16 protein-coding genes and 1 tRNA gene are annotated in these 16,640 nt (G+C 59.6%); 12 read left to right on the forward strand and 5 right to left on the reverse strand.

Annotated features, from left to right (window positions below; all coding sequences use genetic code 11):
* Window positions 1-6: 6 nt before the first annotated feature.
* Together K3J57_RS03960 and K3J57_RS03965 are read right to left on the reverse strand one after the other, a co-directional pair.
* On the reverse strand, window positions 7-1,632 hold the full coding sequence (locus K3J57_RS03960) for an alpha-D-glucose phosphate-specific phosphoglucomutase (protein ID WP_259797202.1): 1,626 nt from the start codon (window positions 1,630-1,632) through the stop codon (window positions 7-9).
* 40 nt (window positions 1,633-1,672) lie between these two features.
* Window positions 1,673-2,104, reverse strand: coding sequence for an Lrp/AsnC family transcriptional regulator (locus K3J57_RS03965; protein WP_055190724.1), 432 nt, complete (start codon window positions 2,102-2,104; stop codon window positions 1,673-1,675).
* 114 nt (window positions 2,105-2,218) lie between these two features.
* Here K3J57_RS03965 and K3J57_RS03970 point away from each other — a divergent pair, with 114 nt between their 5' ends.
* Window positions 2,219-3,358: a type III PLP-dependent enzyme gene (locus K3J57_RS03970; protein ID WP_259797203.1), complete on the forward strand. Its 1,140-nt coding sequence runs from the start codon at window positions 2,219-2,221 to the stop codon at window positions 3,356-3,358.
* Between the two features lie 33 nt (window positions 3,359-3,391).
* Here the strand turns inward: K3J57_RS03970 and K3J57_RS03975 are convergent, their stop codons facing one another.
* Window positions 3,392-3,871, reverse strand: coding sequence for a PaaI family thioesterase (locus K3J57_RS03975; RefSeq protein WP_259797204.1), 480 nt, complete (start codon window positions 3,869-3,871; stop codon window positions 3,392-3,394).
* Window positions 3,872-3,934: 63 nt separating this feature from the next.
* Between K3J57_RS03975 and K3J57_RS03980 the strand changes: the two genes are divergently transcribed.
* Entirely contained in the window at window positions 3,935-4,099 is a 165-nt protein-coding gene (locus K3J57_RS03980; RefSeq protein ID WP_259786418.1) for a hypothetical protein, read from the forward strand.
* A gap of 5 nt (window positions 4,100-4,104) precedes the next feature.
* Here the strand turns inward: K3J57_RS03980 and metF are convergent, their stop codons facing one another.
* A complete protein-coding gene (metF, locus tag K3J57_RS03985) occupies window positions 4,105-4,971 on the reverse strand; it encodes a methylenetetrahydrofolate reductase [NAD(P)H] (protein WP_259786419.1) in 867 nt (288 codons plus the stop codon).
* A gap of 99 nt (window positions 4,972-5,070) precedes the next feature.
* Between metF and K3J57_RS03990 the strand changes: the two genes are divergently transcribed.
* The 3 genes from K3J57_RS03990 (at window position 5,071) to K3J57_RS04000 (ending at window position 7,270) form a co-directional block, all read left to right on the forward strand.
* Window positions 5,071-5,973, forward strand: a complete 903-nt coding sequence (locus K3J57_RS03990) for a LysR family transcriptional regulator (protein WP_055190732.1) — start codon at window positions 5,071-5,073, stop codon at window positions 5,971-5,973.
* Window positions 5,974-6,095: 122 nt separating this feature from the next.
* Window positions 6,096-6,884, forward strand: a complete 789-nt coding sequence (locus K3J57_RS03995; RefSeq protein WP_259786420.1) for an inositol monophosphatase family protein — start codon at window positions 6,096-6,098, stop codon at window positions 6,882-6,884.
* Window positions 6,885-7,066: 182 nt separating this feature from the next.
* Window positions 7,067-7,270: a Flp family type IVb pilin gene (locus K3J57_RS04000; RefSeq protein WP_259772679.1), complete on the forward strand. Its 204-nt coding sequence runs from the start codon at window positions 7,067-7,069 to the stop codon at window positions 7,268-7,270.
* A 171-nt stretch (window positions 7,271-7,441) separates the two neighbouring features.
* Here the strand turns inward: K3J57_RS04000 and K3J57_RS04005 are convergent, their stop codons facing one another.
* Window positions 7,442-8,203, reverse strand: a complete 762-nt coding sequence (locus tag K3J57_RS04005; RefSeq protein WP_259797205.1) for a rhomboid family intramembrane serine protease — start codon at window positions 8,201-8,203, stop codon at window positions 7,442-7,444.
* Window positions 8,204-8,323: 120 nt separating this feature from the next.
* Here K3J57_RS04005 and K3J57_RS04010 point away from each other — a divergent pair, with 120 nt between their 5' ends.
* From K3J57_RS04010 to K3J57_RS04040, 7 genes are all read left to right on the forward strand, one after another.
* Window positions 8,324-8,875, forward strand: coding sequence for a tetratricopeptide repeat protein (locus tag K3J57_RS04010; protein ID WP_259797206.1), 552 nt, complete (start codon window positions 8,324-8,326; stop codon window positions 8,873-8,875).
* A gap of 90 nt (window positions 8,876-8,965) precedes the next feature.
* A tRNA-Leu gene (locus tag K3J57_RS04015) sits at window positions 8,966-9,052 on the forward strand.
* A 107-nt stretch (window positions 9,053-9,159) separates the two neighbouring features.
* A complete protein-coding gene (locus tag K3J57_RS04020) occupies window positions 9,160-9,906 on the forward strand; it encodes an ABC transporter ATP-binding protein (RefSeq protein WP_259772676.1) in 747 nt (248 codons plus the stop codon).
* 4 nt (window positions 9,907-9,910) lie between these two features.
* A complete protein-coding gene (locus K3J57_RS04025) occupies window positions 9,911-12,271 on the forward strand; it encodes an ABC transporter permease (protein WP_259797208.1) in 2,361 nt (786 codons plus the stop codon).
* A gap of 5 nt (window positions 12,272-12,276) precedes the next feature.
* The gene (locus tag K3J57_RS04030) at window positions 12,277-13,518 is read left to right on the forward strand and encodes an efflux RND transporter periplasmic adaptor subunit (protein ID WP_259797210.1); all 1,242 of its coding nucleotides are present in this window, start codon (window positions 12,277-12,279) and stop codon (window positions 13,516-13,518) included.
* Window positions 13,519-13,740: 222 nt separating this feature from the next.
* Window positions 13,741-14,961 (forward strand): aminopeptidase P family protein, encoded by a 1,221-nt coding sequence (locus tag K3J57_RS04035; RefSeq protein WP_259797730.1) that lies wholly within the window; start codon window positions 13,741-13,743, stop codon window positions 14,959-14,961.
* Window positions 14,962-15,439: 478 nt separating this feature from the next.
* Window positions 15,440-16,540, forward strand: coding sequence for an ABC transporter ATP-binding protein (locus K3J57_RS04040; RefSeq protein WP_259786426.1), 1,101 nt, complete (start codon window positions 15,440-15,442; stop codon window positions 16,538-16,540).
* Window positions 16,541-16,640 lie beyond the last annotated feature (100 nt).

The raw sequence follows: 16,640 nt of genomic DNA on the forward strand, positions 1-16,640 counted from the left end.
CTTCGTTCAGCTGATCACATCGGGGCCGCCGCGCCCCGACGCCTGCCGGATCCCCGCAATCTGTTCACAAGCGGCAATCACACCTGCCAGAGCGTCCTGCGCATCCCGTGAGTGATCCCCCTGCGGCCCCTCGTAGCTTTCCAGATAGACCCGGATGGTCGCCCCTTCCGTGCCGGTCCCCGACAGGCGCATCATGAACCGCGCGCCGCACTCAAAACTCACGATTAATCCCTGGCCGCGGGTTTCACTGCCATCAACCGGATCGACATAGGAAAAGCTTTCGGCACCCGCGACTGTCAGCGCCCCAAACCTCTTCCCCGGAAGGGTGGGGAACTGTGCCTCAAGACCGGTCATCACCCGGTTGGCGATGGCGGTATCCACCGCCTCGTAATCATGGCGCGAGTAATAGTTGCGCCCGAACTGCGCCCAATGCGCGGCCAGGATATCGGCGACAGGCTGTTTGCGAACGGCGAGGATGTTCAGCCACAAAAGCACGGCCCAAAGACCATCCTTTTCGCGGACGTGATCCGACCCGGTGCCTGCGCTCTCCTCGCCGCACAGGGTGGCGCGTCCCGCATCCAGGAGTGTGCCGAAATACTTCCAGCCGGTCGGGGTCTGAAATGCGTCGACCCCCAACGCCTCCGCCACGCGGTCCGAGGCGCCTGAGGTGGGCATGGAACGGGCAATTCCCCTGATGCCGCCCGCATATCCCGGTGCCAGATGCGCATTGGCCGCCAAAACGGCCAGGCTGTCGGATGGGGTGACGTAAATCCCGCGCCCAAGGATCATGTTGCGATCCCCATCCCCATCGGAAGCGGCGGCAAAGTCCGGGGCATCCGGCCCCATCACCAGATCATAAAGAGGTTTTGCCCAGACCGGGTTGGGATCAGGGTGTCCGCCGCCAAAATCCTCGCTGGGTATGCCGTTCAGCACGGTTTCGCGCGATGCCCCCAGCCGGTTCACCAGGATCTCATGGGCATAAGGGCCGGTGACCGCATGCATGGCGTCAAAACGCAGCGAAAACCCGCCCGCAATCAGGGCGCGGATTGCGTCGAAATCGAACAGGTCTTCCATCAGGGCAGCGTAGTCGGATACCGGATCGACCACCTCGATCTCCATCTCTCCAAGCTGGCTGATGCCGATCCCGGAAAGGGCCGGGGCATTCCGGTCAATCAGGTGATATTCCGAGATATTTTGGGCCGCCTGAATGATGGCATCCGTCACGGCCTCGGGGGCGGGACCACCATTTGCGATATTGTATTTCAGACCAAAATCCCCTTTGGCTCCCCCCGGGTTATGGCTGGCCGACAGGATGAAGCCGCCATCAGCCCCGCATTTGCGGATCAGGTGGCTTGCTGCCGGTGTGGACAGGATGCCATCTTGCCCGACAATCACCTTGCGCACGCCATTTGCAGCCGCCATGCGCAGGATCACCGCGATGGCCTCTCTATTGAAGAACCGGCCGTCCCCGCCGACCACAAATGTCTTTCCCGCAGCCCCCACCGCATTCAGCGTGGCCTGCACATAGGTCTCCAGATAGCCGGGGGCCGAAAAGACCGCCGTTTTCTTGCGCAGGCCCGAGGTGCCGGGGATCTGACCTTCGATCGGAGAGGTGGGGACGGTGATAATCATGGGGTGGCCTCGTTACGGAATGACATTGTTTTTTCGTGGTTTACCCCAGGCGATCTATCCGCGTCGAGAGGTGGATCAGGCTTTCTGACCCCTTGACCCCGTCGATTTCGCCGATGGCATCCAGGGCGAGATCCAGCTGAGTGGGCGAAGATGCGGCCAGTTGCAGGACCATATCAAACCGCCCCGAGGCCGTATGGGCGCGTTCCACCTGGGGCAATGTCTTGAGGCGGGCGACCACGGCCACTGTCGATCTCGGCTCGATCGAGATCAGCACCGTGGCGCGAATCAGATCCCCCCGTGCCTCGTCGCCAAGTTTCAGCGCATAGCCTGCGATGATCCCCTTTTCCTCCATCCGTTCAATGCGGGCCTGTACTGTTGAGCGCGCAAGCCCAAGACGGCGGGCCAGGGTTGCCACGGGCAGGCGGGCGTTTTGCTCAAGTTGCGCTATAAGTTCGCGATCGGTCTCGTCCATTTGTTTCCTCAAGGCGTCATTTCGCCCGTTAATTAATGCCACATTGCTCAGTATGACACTAGAATCTGACGGCGCACAGCGAAATACTTAAATCAACTCGCGCAAGAGGATCACATGAGCAAGCAACCTTCCATTTGGACAACCGTCCTGTCGCATCTGAAACTGGAGGCCCCCAAAGGGCCCGTCCTTTATTTTGCCCCCGCAGTTCTTCAGGCAACCGCGCGTCGGTTTGTTCAAGGTTTTGATGGGGTTGTGACATATGCCGTCAAAGCAAACGATCTGCCGGTGGTGTTGGAAAACCTTGTGGCGGCCGGGCTGAGCGCCTTTGATGTTGCCAGCCCGGCTGAGATGAGGGCGCTTCGGGCGGTCTCACCGGATGTGGTGATGCATTACAACAATCCCGTGCGCAGCCCCGAGGAAATCGACTTTGCGGTTGAAATGGGGGTGGCGTCCTATTCGGTGGACAGTCTTCGTGAATTTGAAAAACTGCGCAGGCGCGTCCCGTCCGAGGGGATTGAGATGTCCGTGCGTCTCTGCCTTCCCGTCGAAGGGGCCGCCTATCATTTCGGCGAAAAATTCGGCGCAGACCCGGAACTGGCGGCTGAGTTGCTGAAACAGGTTGCAGCGGCGGGGTTTGTCCCCTCGATGACGTTCCACCCCGGAACGCAATGTGCCGATCCTGCCGCCTGGGTGCATTATATCGAGGTCTGCGCGGATATTGCTGAGGCGGCCGGTGTCACGCTGTCACGTTTGAATGTGGGGGGCGGATTTGCCGCCAACCGGGGCGTGGCTCCGGATCTGGAACGGATCTTTGACGCCATTCACGATGCCGTCGAAAAGAGCTTTGGCGCAACACCCCCGCAGCTTGTCTGCGAACCGGGGCGGGCGATGGTGGCGGATGCCTTTACGCTGGCCACGCGGGTCAAGGCGGTGCGGGACAACGGGGATGTGTTTCTGAATGACGGAATTTATGGCGCACTGGCTGAGGCCCCACAGATCGGCACGGTGAACCGGATGCGGTGTCTGCGGGCCGATGGGGCGGGATTTGAGGATGCCCTGACACCACGTGTGATCTATGGGCCAACCTGCGATTCGATTGACCGGTTGCCGGATCCGATGCCTTTGCCGGAAGGGTTGGCCGAAGGCGACATTGTGCTGTTTGACGGAATGGGCGCCTATTCCTTTGCCATGGCGACACGGTTCAACGGGTATGGTGTGTTGGATCTTGTGACGGTGCAGGATCTGCAGAACTGATCGTCTCGGGGAAACTGGCGGGCGTCCGGGGGATCAGGCCCTTTTCATGATAATGCAGGTGGTGGAGCCGGTGGCGTAGAGCCGTCCATCGGCCACGCTGCGCAGCTCACCGATCGCCACACCGGTTGATCGTCCGCTATGCTGCGTGATGCCAATTGCCTCCACCTCGGTGCCGGGGTGAATGGGGCGGACGATATTAACCTTGTATTCCAAAGTGGTGTAAACCGAACCCCGTGGAACTTTGGTCATCACGGCGCAGGCCATGCAGCTGTCCAGAAGCGTGCCATACCAACCGCCATGAACCGTTCCCATCGGATTGCAGTGATCAAATTCGGGGGTGCCGCGGAACGCGACTTTGCCGTCTTCGACACTGTGCAGATGGTAGTTCAACCCGGTGGAAATCGGAGGCCGGGGCAGGGTTCCCTTAAGCATTCCTTGCATGAATTCCAGCCCGGATATCCGGGTCAGGGCCTCTCCGGTCAGGAGGTCTTCCATGGAAGTGGCTGTATACATGATGGCCCCGTCTCTCACATTTTGTCGGTAATCCTGTTGCGGTTTCAGAGTGGGAGGCAGGATGTGCAAGAGGCAAGTGTGACGCAGCGGCGCCGGATACAGGGGCGCATGTGCAGGCGGATTTCATCGGAACAGATGCCGGAAGAGACGCTGAACGTGACAAAGGGCGTCACAGCACATGTGACGCCCTTCATGGGGGGCTGGATCGCCCTCCCAGCAATGAACTAGCCCGATCAGGCCACGTTTTGCAGCTGCACCTTGGGGGTAACACCCAGCGCATGACAGACGTCGCGTGTCAGGGCAGGTTTGTTCAGCGTGTAGAAATGCAGGTCCTGAACCCCCTCATCCAGAAGGTCAGAGCAGAGCTCGGTGCAGAGCGCCGTTGACAGCAGATCCTCACGCCCGTCCCGCTTGGCCTTTTCAAACGCGTCTTCCAGCCAGGCCGGAACCGATGTGCCACAGCGGGTTGCGAATTTCTTCACCCCGTTCCAGTTTTCAATCGGCAGGATGCCGGGAATGATCGGGGCGGTGATGCCGGCCTTTTCACAGGCATCGCGGAACCGCAGGAAGGTGTCTGCTTCAAAGAAGAACTGGGTAATGGCAGAATGCGCCCCCGCGTCGATTTTCTTTTTCAGCCAATCCACACAGGCCTGCAGATCATCGGCTTCGGGATGCGGTTCCGGGTAGGCGCCGACACGGATATGGAAATCCCCCGCATCCGCAAGGGCTTCGACCAGTTCAACCGAGCTGGTGAAACCGTCCTGATGGGCGGTGAAGCCCTGGCTGCCCTTGGGGGGATCTCCTCTCAGGGCGACAATCTCGGTCACGCCGACCTTGGCATAATCCCGGGCGATTTTAAGGGTGTCTTCGCGGGTTGCGTCCACGCAGGTCAGGTGGGCGGCGACATTCAGGCCATATTGCTTGTGGATCACCCCCACTGCGTCATGGGTAAGGTCGCGGGTGGTGCCCCCGGCGCCATAGGTTACGGACACAAATTTCGGGTCCATCGGGGCCAGATCGCGCACAGTGTCCCAGAGCCTCCAGCTCGCTTCCAGCGACTGGGGCGGAAAAAACTCGAATGAGATATTCGGCGTGGTCATTTTGGCCTCACGATATTGAGAATTTCGATATCCGCCTTGTGCCCGAAAATTATTTGTGAGACAAATTCATAATTCTCAAAAAGAATATGAGGTTCTTGCATGTATCTGGAGTTTCGACACCTGCGGACCATCCGCGCGATCCATCAGGCAGGCAATCTGGCACGGGCGGCGGATATGCTGCATATCACCCAGTCGGCGTTGAGCCACCAGATCAAGGGGCTGGAGGATCAGGTTGGGATGGAGCTGTTTCATCGCCGGACCAAGCCGATGAAGCTCAGCCCGGCAGGAATGAAACTGCTGCGCCTGTCCGAACGGGTGCTGCCCGAGATTGCGGCAGTGGAAGAGGAGTTTCGCGCGTTGCAGGAGGGCCGCTCCGGACGCCTGCATATCGCCATTGAATGCCACGCCTGTTTCGATTGGCTGTTTCCGGTGCTGGACAAGTTGCGCCACGCCTGGCCCGAAGTGGATCTGGATATCCGGCAGCGGCTGGCCTTTGACGCGATCGAGGCGCTGCGACGTGAGGAGGTGGATCTTGTGATCACCTCTGATCCGGTGGAGATGCCCGGCATCACCTTTTCACCACTTTTTGACTATGAGCCGCGATTTGTGGCGGCATCCGGCCATCCGCTGGCGGACCGCCCGTTTATTGAAGCGGAAGATTTCGAAGAGGAACTTGTGCTGACATATCCCGTGGAACGCGCCAAGATCGACCTGTTCACAGCCCTTTTGACGCCAGCGCGGGTTGAGCCGCGTGCGGTGCGACAGGTTGAGATGACCGAGATGATCCTGATGCTGGTCGGAGCAGGGCGGGGGGTTGCGGTGATGCCGGATTGGGTCTTGCGCAGTGCCAAGACAAACCCGGATTTCGTGACCAAACGCCTGACGGCAAACGGGCTGTTCAAACGCATGTATGCGGCCACACGCGAAGAGGACACCATGGTGCCCTTCATGGCACATATGCTGCGCCTGTGCCGGTCCGAGCCGGTGAAATTGCAGCGCTGAGGGGGGCTTGTCATGAAACGCATAGCTCTTATGCGTTTTTCACGGCACAAACCGCATAAGAAAACTTGGCAAGTGGCCCGTCAGGGCTTATACGCGCGATCTGATACAAAGGAGCCCTTCCCATGCAATTCAGCGCCAACCTCAATGTGATGATCACCGCCGCCCGCAAGGCGGGTCGCAGCCTGGTGAAGGATTTCCGCGAGGTCGAGAACCTTCAGGTGTCGATGAAAGGGGCGGGGGATTTTGTCAGCCGTGCCGATATTGCCGCCGAAAAGATCATTCGTGAAACGCTGATGGAGGCGCGGCCGAACTATGGCTGGCTGGCCGAAGAGGGTGGTGAGATCGAGGGCAAGGATCCGACCCGTCGCTGGATTGTTGATCCGCTGGATGGCACCACCAATTTCCTGCATGGTCTGCCCCACTGGGCGATTTCCATCGCCCTGGAACACAAGGGTGAAATCGTCGCCGGTGTGATTTTTGATGCCGCCAAGGACGAGATGTTCATGGCGGAAAAAGGTGCCGGAGCCTGGCTTAACCAGTCGCGTTTGCGTGTGTCCGGTCGGATGCGGATGATCGAAGCGATCTTCGCCACTGGCCTGCCCTTTGGTGGGCGTTCGGACCTGCCGGAAACCTTGCAGGATCTGGCGCGCCTGCTGCCTGCCACGGCCGGTGTGCGCCGGTTTGGTTCGGCCGCGCTGGATCTCGCTTATGTTGCGGCCGGGCGGTATGACGGGTTTTGGGAACGTCGCCTGCACGCCTGGGACCTGGCCGCGGGCCTGGTGATTGCAAGAGAAGCCGGCGCGCTGGTTGAACCAATCTCCCCCGAGGGGAACATTCTTGACGACGGTGAAGTGGTTGTTGCCAACGAAGCCCTGTTCGAGAAGTTTTCCAAAGTCATTCGCGACGCTTGATCAAGCCGCACTTTGCCGTCTGTCTGAATCTGCGCTGGGTGAGATGTCCCGCGCAGGGGGCAGGGGATGTGGAGCGTGGATTTCCTTGCTCCGGGCTGAAAGCGTATTCAATTCAAGGTGCATCTTAAAACTTCCGCAACCGTTTCACAGTTTGGCCCCATTTCGACGCCATAAATTTCGGTATGACTTATTTTGCCCAAACCCATGCGTGCTTGCGCCGCCTTTTGCAGAGCGAAGATGGTGCCGTTACTGTTGATTGGATCGTTCTGGTTGCCTTGATCGGGTTAATTGGCATGGGGGTGGGGACTTCGGTCACGACCAATGTGCCGGGCAAAGCCGAAGAGATCAGCGCGTTCATCTCCAAACATGATTTTGGTCTGGACTGATCCGCTCTGGATTGGAGCAGCCTGGATTTTGTAGAGCGAACTGCCTGGCGGGCAGTGCTGGGCGGATGGAACCAGGCCAAGCTCTTTATCGGTTTTGACCTGTGGCAGGTGGTGTCCCCGTGGCTTATTGCTGCGGGGTTTTTTGATGGGGAAGCCATGCCCCGCCAGATGTCACCTTTTATCGCCTCGGTCAGACCGCCGAACCTGTGGGATCCGGCTTTTTTGAAACCGATAATGGGCAACAGGATGATCCGGGTGGCCGAAGGTGATCCGCCAGTACTCGGGACCGCCCAGTCGATACCAGAAGGGCAGCATGGCAACGAACCCCACGGCAAACCCACCGATATGCGCCCAATAGGCAACGCCTCCCTGTGCATTGAGACTGGCCACGCCGCCCCAGAGCTGCAGGGCCAGCCAGATCAGCAGCATCAGCCAGGCCGGGAAAGGGATCACCTTGAAAAATATGACAATAATGAAAAGAACATCGACCTGTGCGCGGGGAAATAACAGCAGGTAGCCCCCCATGATCCCGGCGATTGCCCCAGAGGCGCCGACAATCGGAATGGTGCTTGCGGGATCAACCAGCACCTGAAGCAAGGTCGCCCCAACCCCGGCGGCCAGATAAAACAGCAAAAAGCGCAGATGCCCGAGGATATCTTCCAGATTGTCTCCAAAGATCCACAAAAACAGCATGTTCCCGGCAAAGTGCAGAAACCCCCCATGCACAAACATCGAGGTGAACAGGCTGCTCCAACCTTCCCCCTGCAAGATCGCATGGGGCACGGCACCATAGCCGTAATAAACCTGCGCCAGAGCGGCCTCGTTACCGCGAAGCGGCCACATGGCCAGAAAGACCATCAGATTCACTCCAAGCAGGCAGAAGGTGACATATGGCACGCGCAGGGAAGGGTTATGGTCGCGGATTGGTATCATGGGGGGATACAGGGGGTTTTTTGAAGGAGGGTCAAGCCCTTTCCCTTTGATTTCCCCACAGTTTCCTGCTTTGACGATGCTGTGATTTGCCCGGATATATCTGTGTGATAAGCTGTCCCTATGCGCTTGGGGACCTGTCTTCTTTTCTGTTTCACCCTTTGGCCCGCTCTTGGGCAGGCCCAAAGCTGCCCGCCACCCAATGATATTTCCGTCAAGATCGATGGGTTGCTGTCTGAGGTGCAATCCGCGCGTTCCGAGCGGGAAGCGGGGCCAATTGTTGCGCAGATGTGGGCGCTTTGGAAAACGGCGCCGGATGCGCGGGCGCAGGCGTTGCTCACCGAAGGTGTCGAGGGGATTCGCCTGACGGATTATCGGGCTGCCGAAACCGTTCTTGGCCAGTTGATCACCTATTGCCCGACCTACCCTGAAGGGTTCAATCAGCGCGCGTTCGCCCGGTTTCTGTCCGGGCGCTATGATCTGGCGCTGGAGGATCTTGATGCGGCGCTTGAGCTTGATCCGCGCCATGTGGCTGCCCGGGCCGGGCGGGTGCTGACACTGCATGCGCTTGGGCGTGTGGACGAGGCGCAGGACGAACTGCGTGCCGCGCTGAAGCTCAATCCCTGGTTGCCTGAGCGGCATATGCTCATGCGCCTCCCCGGGATCGATCTGTAACCCCCAATTGCGCTTGCCCTTGCCTGCCAACTCGGTATTGTCGCGCCACCAACGCGGATGTGTCTGATAGACCTGTCCGCTATCCCGCGGGCCCGCGTGGTGGAATGGTAGACACAGGAGACTTAAAATCTCTAGGCCGTATAGGCCGTGCCGGTTCGAGTCCGGCCGCGGGTACCACAATCGATCCGGCATCATGTTGGCCTGCAACATGGTGGCCAGAAATCCCGCCACTTCCGATTGCGCCACGTCAAAGCGCGCGGCAGGATGTCGTGTGAGGATAAGCCATGACCCATGCAGATCCCACAGCGCCTGATGGCGCGCGTGCCGCCCAGCGCATTTTCCATACGGAGGATGTGACCAAGATCTATCGCACAGGGATGGTCGAGGTGCATGCCCTGCGCGGCGTGAATGTCGAGCTGTTTTCCGGTGAGTTCACCGTGCTGCTCGGGGCGTCCGGCTCTGGGAAATCCACCCTTCTCAATATCCTTGGCGGATTGGACCATGTCACCTCTGGCCGGGTCTGGTTTCGTGATCAGGAACTGACGGCAATGGGGGATCGTGCGCTGACGCGCTATCGCCGCGATCATGTTGGCTTTGTTTTTCAGTTCTACAATATCGTGCCCTCACTGACGGCGCGCGAAAACGTGGCGCTGGTGACAGAAATTGCACCGAACCCCATGTCCCCGGAAGAGGCGTTGGAGCGGGCCGGGCTTGCCCACCGGATGAACCATTTTCCGGCGGAGCTGTCCGGGGGGGAGCAGCAGCGGGTGGCCATTGCGCGTGCCATTGCCAAACGTCCCGAGATCCTTTTGTGTGATGAACCGACCGGGGCACTGGACAGCAAGACCGGGGTGCAGGTGCTGGAGGCGCTGGATCAGATCAACCGTGATCTGGGCACAACCACCGTGGTGATCACCCATAATGCCGGCATTCAGGCCATGGCACACCGGGTGATCCGATTTGCGGATGGCACGATCAGTTCGGTCAGCCTGAACAAAACCCGCCTTGCCCCCGCAGAAATTTCCTGGTGATCCAATGGCCCCACTTGATCGCAAATTGCTGAGGGATCTGGCCCGTCTCTGGTCGCAGAGCCTGGCGATTGCCCTTGTGCTGGCGGTCGGGGTGGCGATCCTGGTGATGATGGCTGGGGCGGAACGGGCGCTGCGTGAAACCCGCGACACGTTTTACGAACGCAACCAGTTTGGTCAGGTCTTTGCCACGGTGACCCGTGCCCCTCGTGAGGTTTTGGACCGGGTGCGCGCCCTTCCCGGTGTCGCCGTTGCCGAGGTTCGGGTGCGACGGAATGTTGTGCTGGATATCGATGATATGCGGGCGCCGGGGGCCGGGATGCTGCTGTCGTTGCCGGCTGGCACCTCTCCTCGTCTGAACAAACCCAGCCTGACCACCGGACGTATGCCGCTTCTGGGCAGAACGGGCGAAGTGGTGGTCAATGAAACCTTCGCAAAGGCACATGGGTTTCAGCCCGGTGACAGGTTTCATGCCCTGTTCAACGGCCAGCGACATGCGCTGACCATCGTGGGCACGGCCCTTTCGCCGGAGTTCATCTATACGATCGGTCCTGGCGCCTTCATGCCGGATGACAAACGGTTCGGGGTGATCTGGATGGAAGAGGCGGTGCTTGCCTCGGCCTTCAACCTGACCGGTGCCTTCAACGACATCAGCCTGTCGGCGGAACCTGGCGCGGATTTGCAGGACATCCTGCGCCGGCTTGATCTGATCCTCGCGCCCTTTGGGGGCACCGGCGCTTATCTGCGCAAGGATCAGCAATCGCATATGTTTCTGGATGCCGAACTGACCCAGCTGGCCAGCATGGTCAAAGTGGTGCCGCCGATTTTTCTGATCGTCTCGGCGTTTCTGGTCAACATGGTTCTGGGGCGGCTGGTTGCGCTGGAACGTGAACAGATCGGGCTGCTCAAGGCGCTGGGCTATAACAGTGCGGAAATAGTCTGGCACTATGTCAAACTGGCGCTCGCGATTGGAGCGTTTGGGGTTTTGATCGGCTGGGCGTTTGGCCTGTGGGCGGGGCAGGGGATCGCCCGGCTTTATGCGGATTTCTTCCACTTTCCCTATCTGGTGTTTTTGCCCTCTCCCCCGGTCTATGCGCTGGCTGGGCTGGCGGGCCTGATGGCTGCGGCACTGGGGGCGGTCTTTGCGGTGCGTAACGTTGTGTTTCTCAGCCCCGCCGTTGCCATGTCCCCACCCGCTCCGCTGAAGTTCCGAAAGGGGCTTGCGGACCGGATGATCAACTGGTTGCGGCTCAGCCAGACCAGCATGATGATCTGGCGCTCCCTGTCTCGCTGGCCCCTGCGCGCAGGGCTGACCACTCTGGGCATCGCCACTTCGGCGGCGGTGATGGTGGCGGCGCTGTTCATGTTCGATGCGATGGACGCGCTTTTGGACAAGTCGTTTGTCCAGCTCAACCGTCAGGACGTTGTGCTGAGTTTCACAAATGAGCGCCCGCAATCTGTTTTGGAGGATGTGGACCATCTGCCGGGGGTTCTGGTTAGCGAAAGCGTCTGGGCAATGCCGGTGCGCCTGACCCACGGGGCGCGCAGCAAACGCGCGGTTCTGGAGGCGCGCGAAGAAACCGCTGACCTGACGCGCCTGCTGTCGGAGCAGGGCCAGCCGCTGGACCCCGGAAGTGGGGTGATCCTGACGCGCCGACTGGCCGATCAGCTTGACCTTGCGCTGGGCGAAGATGTGACGCTGAACTTTCCTTTGCTCGGGGCGGGCACGTCCCGACTGCCGCTGGTGGGGTATGCGGAACAGGGCTTTGGGATGGGGGCCTATGTCAGCCCGCATGTCTTGTCGCGTTTGACCGGGCAGGCGGTGCGGGTCACGCAGGCCAACCTGTTGATCGATCAAGATCAGCGCGACGCTTTTTATCAAGTGGCGAAGACCACGCCAGCCCTTTCGGGAATGGTGGAAATGGCCGCGATCCGGCAAAGTTTTACCGATACGATTGCCCAGAATGCCGGAATGATGACTGCTATCAACTCGATCATGGCGGCGCTTATTGCTGTTGGGGTTGTCTATAACGCTGCACGGATCCAGCTGTCTGAGCGGGCGCGGGAACTGGCCAGCCTGCGCATCCTTGGCTTTACCAAGGCTGAGGTCAGCTACATTCTGATGGGAGAGCTGGCCCTTCTGACCTGCCTCGCAATCCCTATCGGGCTGGTGATGGGCCACGGGCTGGCGGCGCTTATGGCGGTTGGATTTGAAAGCGATCTCTACGCGATCCCGCTGCATATTGCGCGTGGGACCTATGTGCGGGCCGCGTGGGTTGTGGCGCTTGCCTCCGTGCTGTCTGCCGCGGTGGTGTGGCGGCGCATTGACCAGATGGATCTGGTGTCTGTCATGAAAACAAGGGAGTAACCCGAATGTCTGGACGTGAAAACACAAAGATCTGGCGCAAGTTCGGGCTGGGTTCCCTGGCCGTGATCGGGGTTGTGGCGCTGATCTATGTGGCCAGCCGCCCCGAAGCCGTGCCGGTGGATCTGGCTGAGGTGGGGCGCGGACCGCTGGAGGTGACCATCAATGCCGAGGGGCAGACCAGGATCCGCGATATCTATGACCTGTCCGCCCCGGTAACAGGTCAGATGGACCGCAGCCCTCTGCGGGTCGGGGATATGGTGGTGGCCGGGGAAACGCTTGTGGCGCGCATCGCCCCCGGCGCGCCCGCGTTTCTGGATGACCGGTCCCGTGCTCAGGCCGAAGCCGCCGTGGCCCAGGCCGAAGCCGCGTTGCAACTTGCCCGTTCAAACATCGCCATGGCAGAGGCAGATCTGGGCCATGCGCAGGTCAATCTCAGCCGCCTCGTGGACCTTCATGCACGCGGCACCGCCCCGCAAACCCAGCTTGATGCGGCAGAGCTGTCGCTGGACCTGGCGGCGGCTAAGCTTGATGCAGCCCATGCCCAGTATGAAATGCGCAAAGGTGAGTTGGCCGCACAGACCGCAGCTTTGATCGAACCCGAAAGCGGGCGGGGCGATGAGGACAGGTCCTCATGTTGTCTGGACCTGCTGGCCCCGGTATCCGGCACCGTGCTGAGCATCGCCCATGAAAGCGCGCGTATGGTGCAGGCGGGGACACCGATCCTGTCCATTGGCGAGACGAGTGACCTTGAAATTACGGCGGATCTCCTCTCCTCGGATGCGGTGCGGCTGACGCCCGGTGCGCGTGCCTATGTTGAACGCTGGGGCGGTGGGGAAACCCTGATGGCACATCTTCGGGTGATAGAACCCTCTGGTTTCACAAAGCTTTCCGCGCTGGGCATTGAAGAGCAGCGGGTCAAGGTGCGGTTGGATTTCGACAGTCCGACCGAGGCGAGAGCGGCCCTTGGACATGGGTTCCGCACCTATCTGCGCATTGTGGAATGGTCGGCAGATGACGTGTTGCGTGTGCCGGTCTCGGCGTTGTTCAGATCTGGGGGGGAATGGGCGGTTTTCGTGGCAGAAAACAATTTGGCTCATCTGCGGAAGGTGATGATTTCGCATCGGAATGAGGATTTTGCCGAAGTGATAGAGGGCCTGCTTGAAGGGGAGCAGGTCGTCACCCATCCCGGTGACCGTGTGGGCCCTGAGGTGTTGATCGCTGACCGGGCTTTGCTTGCGGGGGACTAGATCTTTCCGCTTACAAGCTGATTGACAGAGCTGACAGGAATCAGGCAGGGTTTCCTTATCCGCAGCGATGGCGTCGCTGCACCGGGCCTGCGTCACGGATCCTTGGGAGGTTTCCCAGCCGTTTGATTCGCCGCAGTTTCCCGACCGGAGATCAACTGTCCTGAACGCCGGGGCATTGATTGGCCGGGCATGACCATCCCAAAACCTATCCCGGCCTCGGATATGGAGATGCTTATGCAACGTGCTCAGTTCTTTGTCTGTGAAAACGGCGAAAAAGCCCCGCTGCCCTTTTCAAATACCGAATATGAACGCCGGCTGACGCAGCTGCGGGCCATTATGGCGGCGAAAGGGATCGAGGCCGCCCTGTTCACCTCAATGCACAATATCGCCTATTATTCGGGCTTTCTGTATTGCTCCTTTGGGCGCCCTTACGGCTGCGTGGTCACCGCTGACCGCTGCACCACGATCAGCGCCAATATTGATGCGGGGCAACCGTGGCGGCGCAGCTTTGGCGACAACGTGATCTACACCGATTGGGAGCGAAACAATTACTGGCGCGCGGTGCGAGAGGTTGCCGGTGGCGCAAGGCAGGTCGGGATCGAAGGTGATCATCTGACACTGGCCCAGCAGGCGCTTGCGAAAGAGTTTCTGCAAGGTGCGGAGCTTGTCGATATTGCCGCGGACACGATGCAGGCGCGGATGATCAAATCCGCAGAAGAGATCGCGCTGATCCGCGACGGGGCGCGGGTGGCGGACATTGGTGGCGCCGCAATTCGCGACGCGATACGTGTGGGCGCACGCGAGATTGACATTGCCATGGCCGGACGGGATGCGATGGAAGAGGAGATCTCCCGCGCGCATCCCGACAGCGAAATCCGTGACAGCTGGGTCTGGTTTCAGTCCGGTATCAACACGGATGGCGCCCACAACCCGGTGACCACGCGCCGACTGGAAGCGGGCGACATCCTGTCCCTGAACACGTTTCCGATGATCTCGGGCTATTACACCGCTTTGGAACGCACGCTGTTCATTGGTGAGCCGGACCGCGACAGTCTGCGCATCTGGGAGGCCAATGTGGCTGCGCATGAACTGGGGTTGAGCCTGATCAAACCGGGGGCGAGTTGCTCGGGCATTACGGCCGAAATCAACAGGTTTTTTGAAAGTGAGAGCCTGCTGCAATATCGCTCCTTTGGCTACGGGCACTCGTTTGGCGTTCTGTCGCATTACTATGGGCGCGAGGCGGGGCTGGAGCTGCGTGAAGACATCGATACGGTGCTGGAGCCCGGAATGGTGGTCTCGATGGAGCCGATGTTGTTCTTGCCGGAGGGCCAGCCGGGGGCGGGGGGATACCGCGAACATGACATTCTTGTCGTGGGTGAAGCGGGGGCCGAAAACATCACCGGCTTCCCCTATGGCCCGGAACATAACATTGTTCCGATCTAACACATGCCGGATGGCAGCTGAGGTCACGGCGTGACCTCAGCGTGCGCAATTGCGACTTGCTTATGAGGTTTCGGGCGTGTTTCGTCTCAGATGGTGCCTGATACCCTTTAAGATGAAGCGATGGTGTTGCTGTCCCTGCGTAGGGTTGTCTGAGTTTCGATTCGAGATCAAAAGCTTTGCATTCTCGCAAGAAAATATCAAAAACCGGGGTGGGGGCGGCAATATGATTATTCCCAATCAAGTCTGACGGAAATGTATCATTGGATCCAATCATTGCCAATGCCTTGTCGTTAATGGACAAAAAACGTCGCTTTCCTGTTGCAATCTGTCCGCGCTTCGTGTTGGCTTTGTCTTACGCACCAAAAGGCTGCTGGGAAGAGCTGGGTTCAGCTCCGGGACAGCCGAAAAAAATAAGATGCCTGTGAAGCAAGCGCAGGCGCTGCAACAGAGAGCCCGAAAACGGGTACAGGGGGGTCACTTGACCGATACTGCTGCGAACGACGGTTTCGTCGTATTTGATCGTGTTCAGAAAAGCTATGACGGGGTTAACCTGGTCGTGAAAGACCTCAACCTGTCCGTGGGTAAGGGCGAGTTCCTGACTATGCTCGGGCCGTCCGGATCCGGGAAAACCACCTGCCTGATGATGCTGGCAGGGTTTGAAACCGCAACCCATGGCGACATTCTGCTGGACGGTCGTCCGATCAACAATATTCCGCCGCACAAGCGCGGCATTGGCATGGTTTTCCAGAACTACGCCCTGTTTCCGCATATGACGATTGCCGAAAACCTCGCCTTCCCGTTGGAAGTGCGCAAAATGGGCAAATCCGAGCGCGAAGCGAAGATCAAACGCGCGCTGGATATGGTGGAAATGGGAGACTTTGGCGGCCGCCGCCCCGCCCAGCTTTCGGGCGGTCAGCAACAACGGGTCGCCTTGGCCCGTGCGCTGGTGTTCGAACCGGAACTGGTGCTGATGGACGAGCCGCTGGGTGCGCTTGACAAACAGCTGCGCGAAAAGATGCAGTTCGAAATCACCCACCTGGCGCATCAGTTGGGGATCACCACGGTTTACGTGACCCACGACCAGACCGAGGCGCTGACCATGTCGGACAATGTCGCCGTGTTTGACGATGGCCGCATTCAGCAGCTGGCGCCGCCAGCGGATCTTTATGAAAAGCCGCAAAACAGTTTTGTCGCGCAGTTCATCGGTGAGAATAACACTCTTGAGGGGGTTGTCACCGAGATGAAGGGCGACACATGCGTGGTGCGCCTGGATGATGGGGAAGAGCTTGATGCCACCCCGATCAACGTGTCCAATGTGGGCGATCGCACCAAAGTGTCGATCCGCCCCGAGCGTGTCGAATACAATAAAGAACGCCTGCAGGAAGGCGCTCATACCCTCAAGGCCGAAGTGCTTGAGTTCATTTATATGGGTGACATTTTCCGCACCCGTCTGCGCGTGGCCGGTAATGAAGACTTCATTATCAAGACCCGCAACGCCCCTGATGTTGATCGTCTGGTCCCGGGCCAGCAGATCGAAATCGGCTGGCTTCCGCAGGATTGCCGCGCGCTGGACGCCTAAGATATTGCCTTTGCCGCCTTCGGGGCCGCTGGGTGCCCGATGGGTGGCAACGGTGAACAGTCCGGGGCCACGCTGCCGCCCGTCTGCCGGCCCCAAGAAA

It is taken from the genome of Aliiroseovarius crassostreae, from assembly GCF_025137635.1.
GTDB lineage: Bacteria > Pseudomonadota > Alphaproteobacteria > Rhodobacterales > Rhodobacteraceae > Aliiroseovarius > Aliiroseovarius crassostreae.

What these genes read in the sequence shown, in the direction of transcription:
- K3J57_RS03970 (WP_259797203.1), top strand. Translation starts at nt 2,219, where the DNA reads ATGAGCAAGCAACCTTCCATTTGGACAACCGTCCTGTCGCATCTGAAA.
- K3J57_RS03995 (WP_259786420.1), top strand. Translation starts at nt 6,096, where the DNA reads ATGCAATTCAGCGCCAACCTCAATGTGATGATCACCGCCGCCCGCAAG.
- metF (WP_259786419.1), bottom strand. Translation starts at nt 4,971, where the DNA reads ATGACCACGCCGAATATCTCATTCGAGTTTTTTCCGCCCCAGTCGCTG.
- K3J57_RS03960 (WP_259797202.1), bottom strand. Translation starts at nt 1,632, where the DNA reads ATGATTATCACCGTCCCCACCTCTCCGATCGAAGGTCAGATCCCCGGC.
- K3J57_RS04000 (WP_259772679.1), top strand. Translation starts at nt 7,067, where the DNA reads ATGACTTATTTTGCCCAAACCCATGCGTGCTTGCGCCGCCTTTTGCAG.
- K3J57_RS04035 (WP_259797730.1), top strand. Translation starts at nt 13,741, where the DNA reads ATGGAGATGCTTATGCAACGTGCTCAGTTCTTTGTCTGTGAAAACGGC.
- K3J57_RS03990 (WP_055190732.1), top strand. Translation starts at nt 5,071, where the DNA reads ATGTATCTGGAGTTTCGACACCTGCGGACCATCCGCGCGATCCATCAG.
- K3J57_RS04020 (WP_259772676.1), top strand. Translation starts at nt 9,160, where the DNA reads ATGACCCATGCAGATCCCACAGCGCCTGATGGCGCGCGTGCCGCCCAG.
- K3J57_RS04030 (WP_259797210.1), top strand. Translation starts at nt 12,277, where the DNA reads ATGTCTGGACGTGAAAACACAAAGATCTGGCGCAAGTTCGGGCTGGGT.
- K3J57_RS03965 (WP_055190724.1), bottom strand. Translation starts at nt 2,104, where the DNA reads ATGGACGAGACCGATCGCGAACTTATAGCGCAACTTGAGCAAAACGCC.
- K3J57_RS04005 (WP_259797205.1), bottom strand. Translation starts at nt 8,203, where the DNA reads ATGATACCAATCCGCGACCATAACCCTTCCCTGCGCGTGCCATATGTC.
- K3J57_RS03975 (WP_259797204.1), bottom strand. Translation starts at nt 3,871, where the DNA reads ATGTATACAGCCACTTCCATGGAAGACCTCCTGACCGGAGAGGCCCTG.
- K3J57_RS04025 (WP_259797208.1), top strand. Translation starts at nt 9,911, where the DNA reads ATGGCCCCACTTGATCGCAAATTGCTGAGGGATCTGGCCCGTCTCTGG.
- K3J57_RS04010 (WP_259797206.1), top strand. Translation starts at nt 8,324, where the DNA reads ATGCGCTTGGGGACCTGTCTTCTTTTCTGTTTCACCCTTTGGCCCGCT.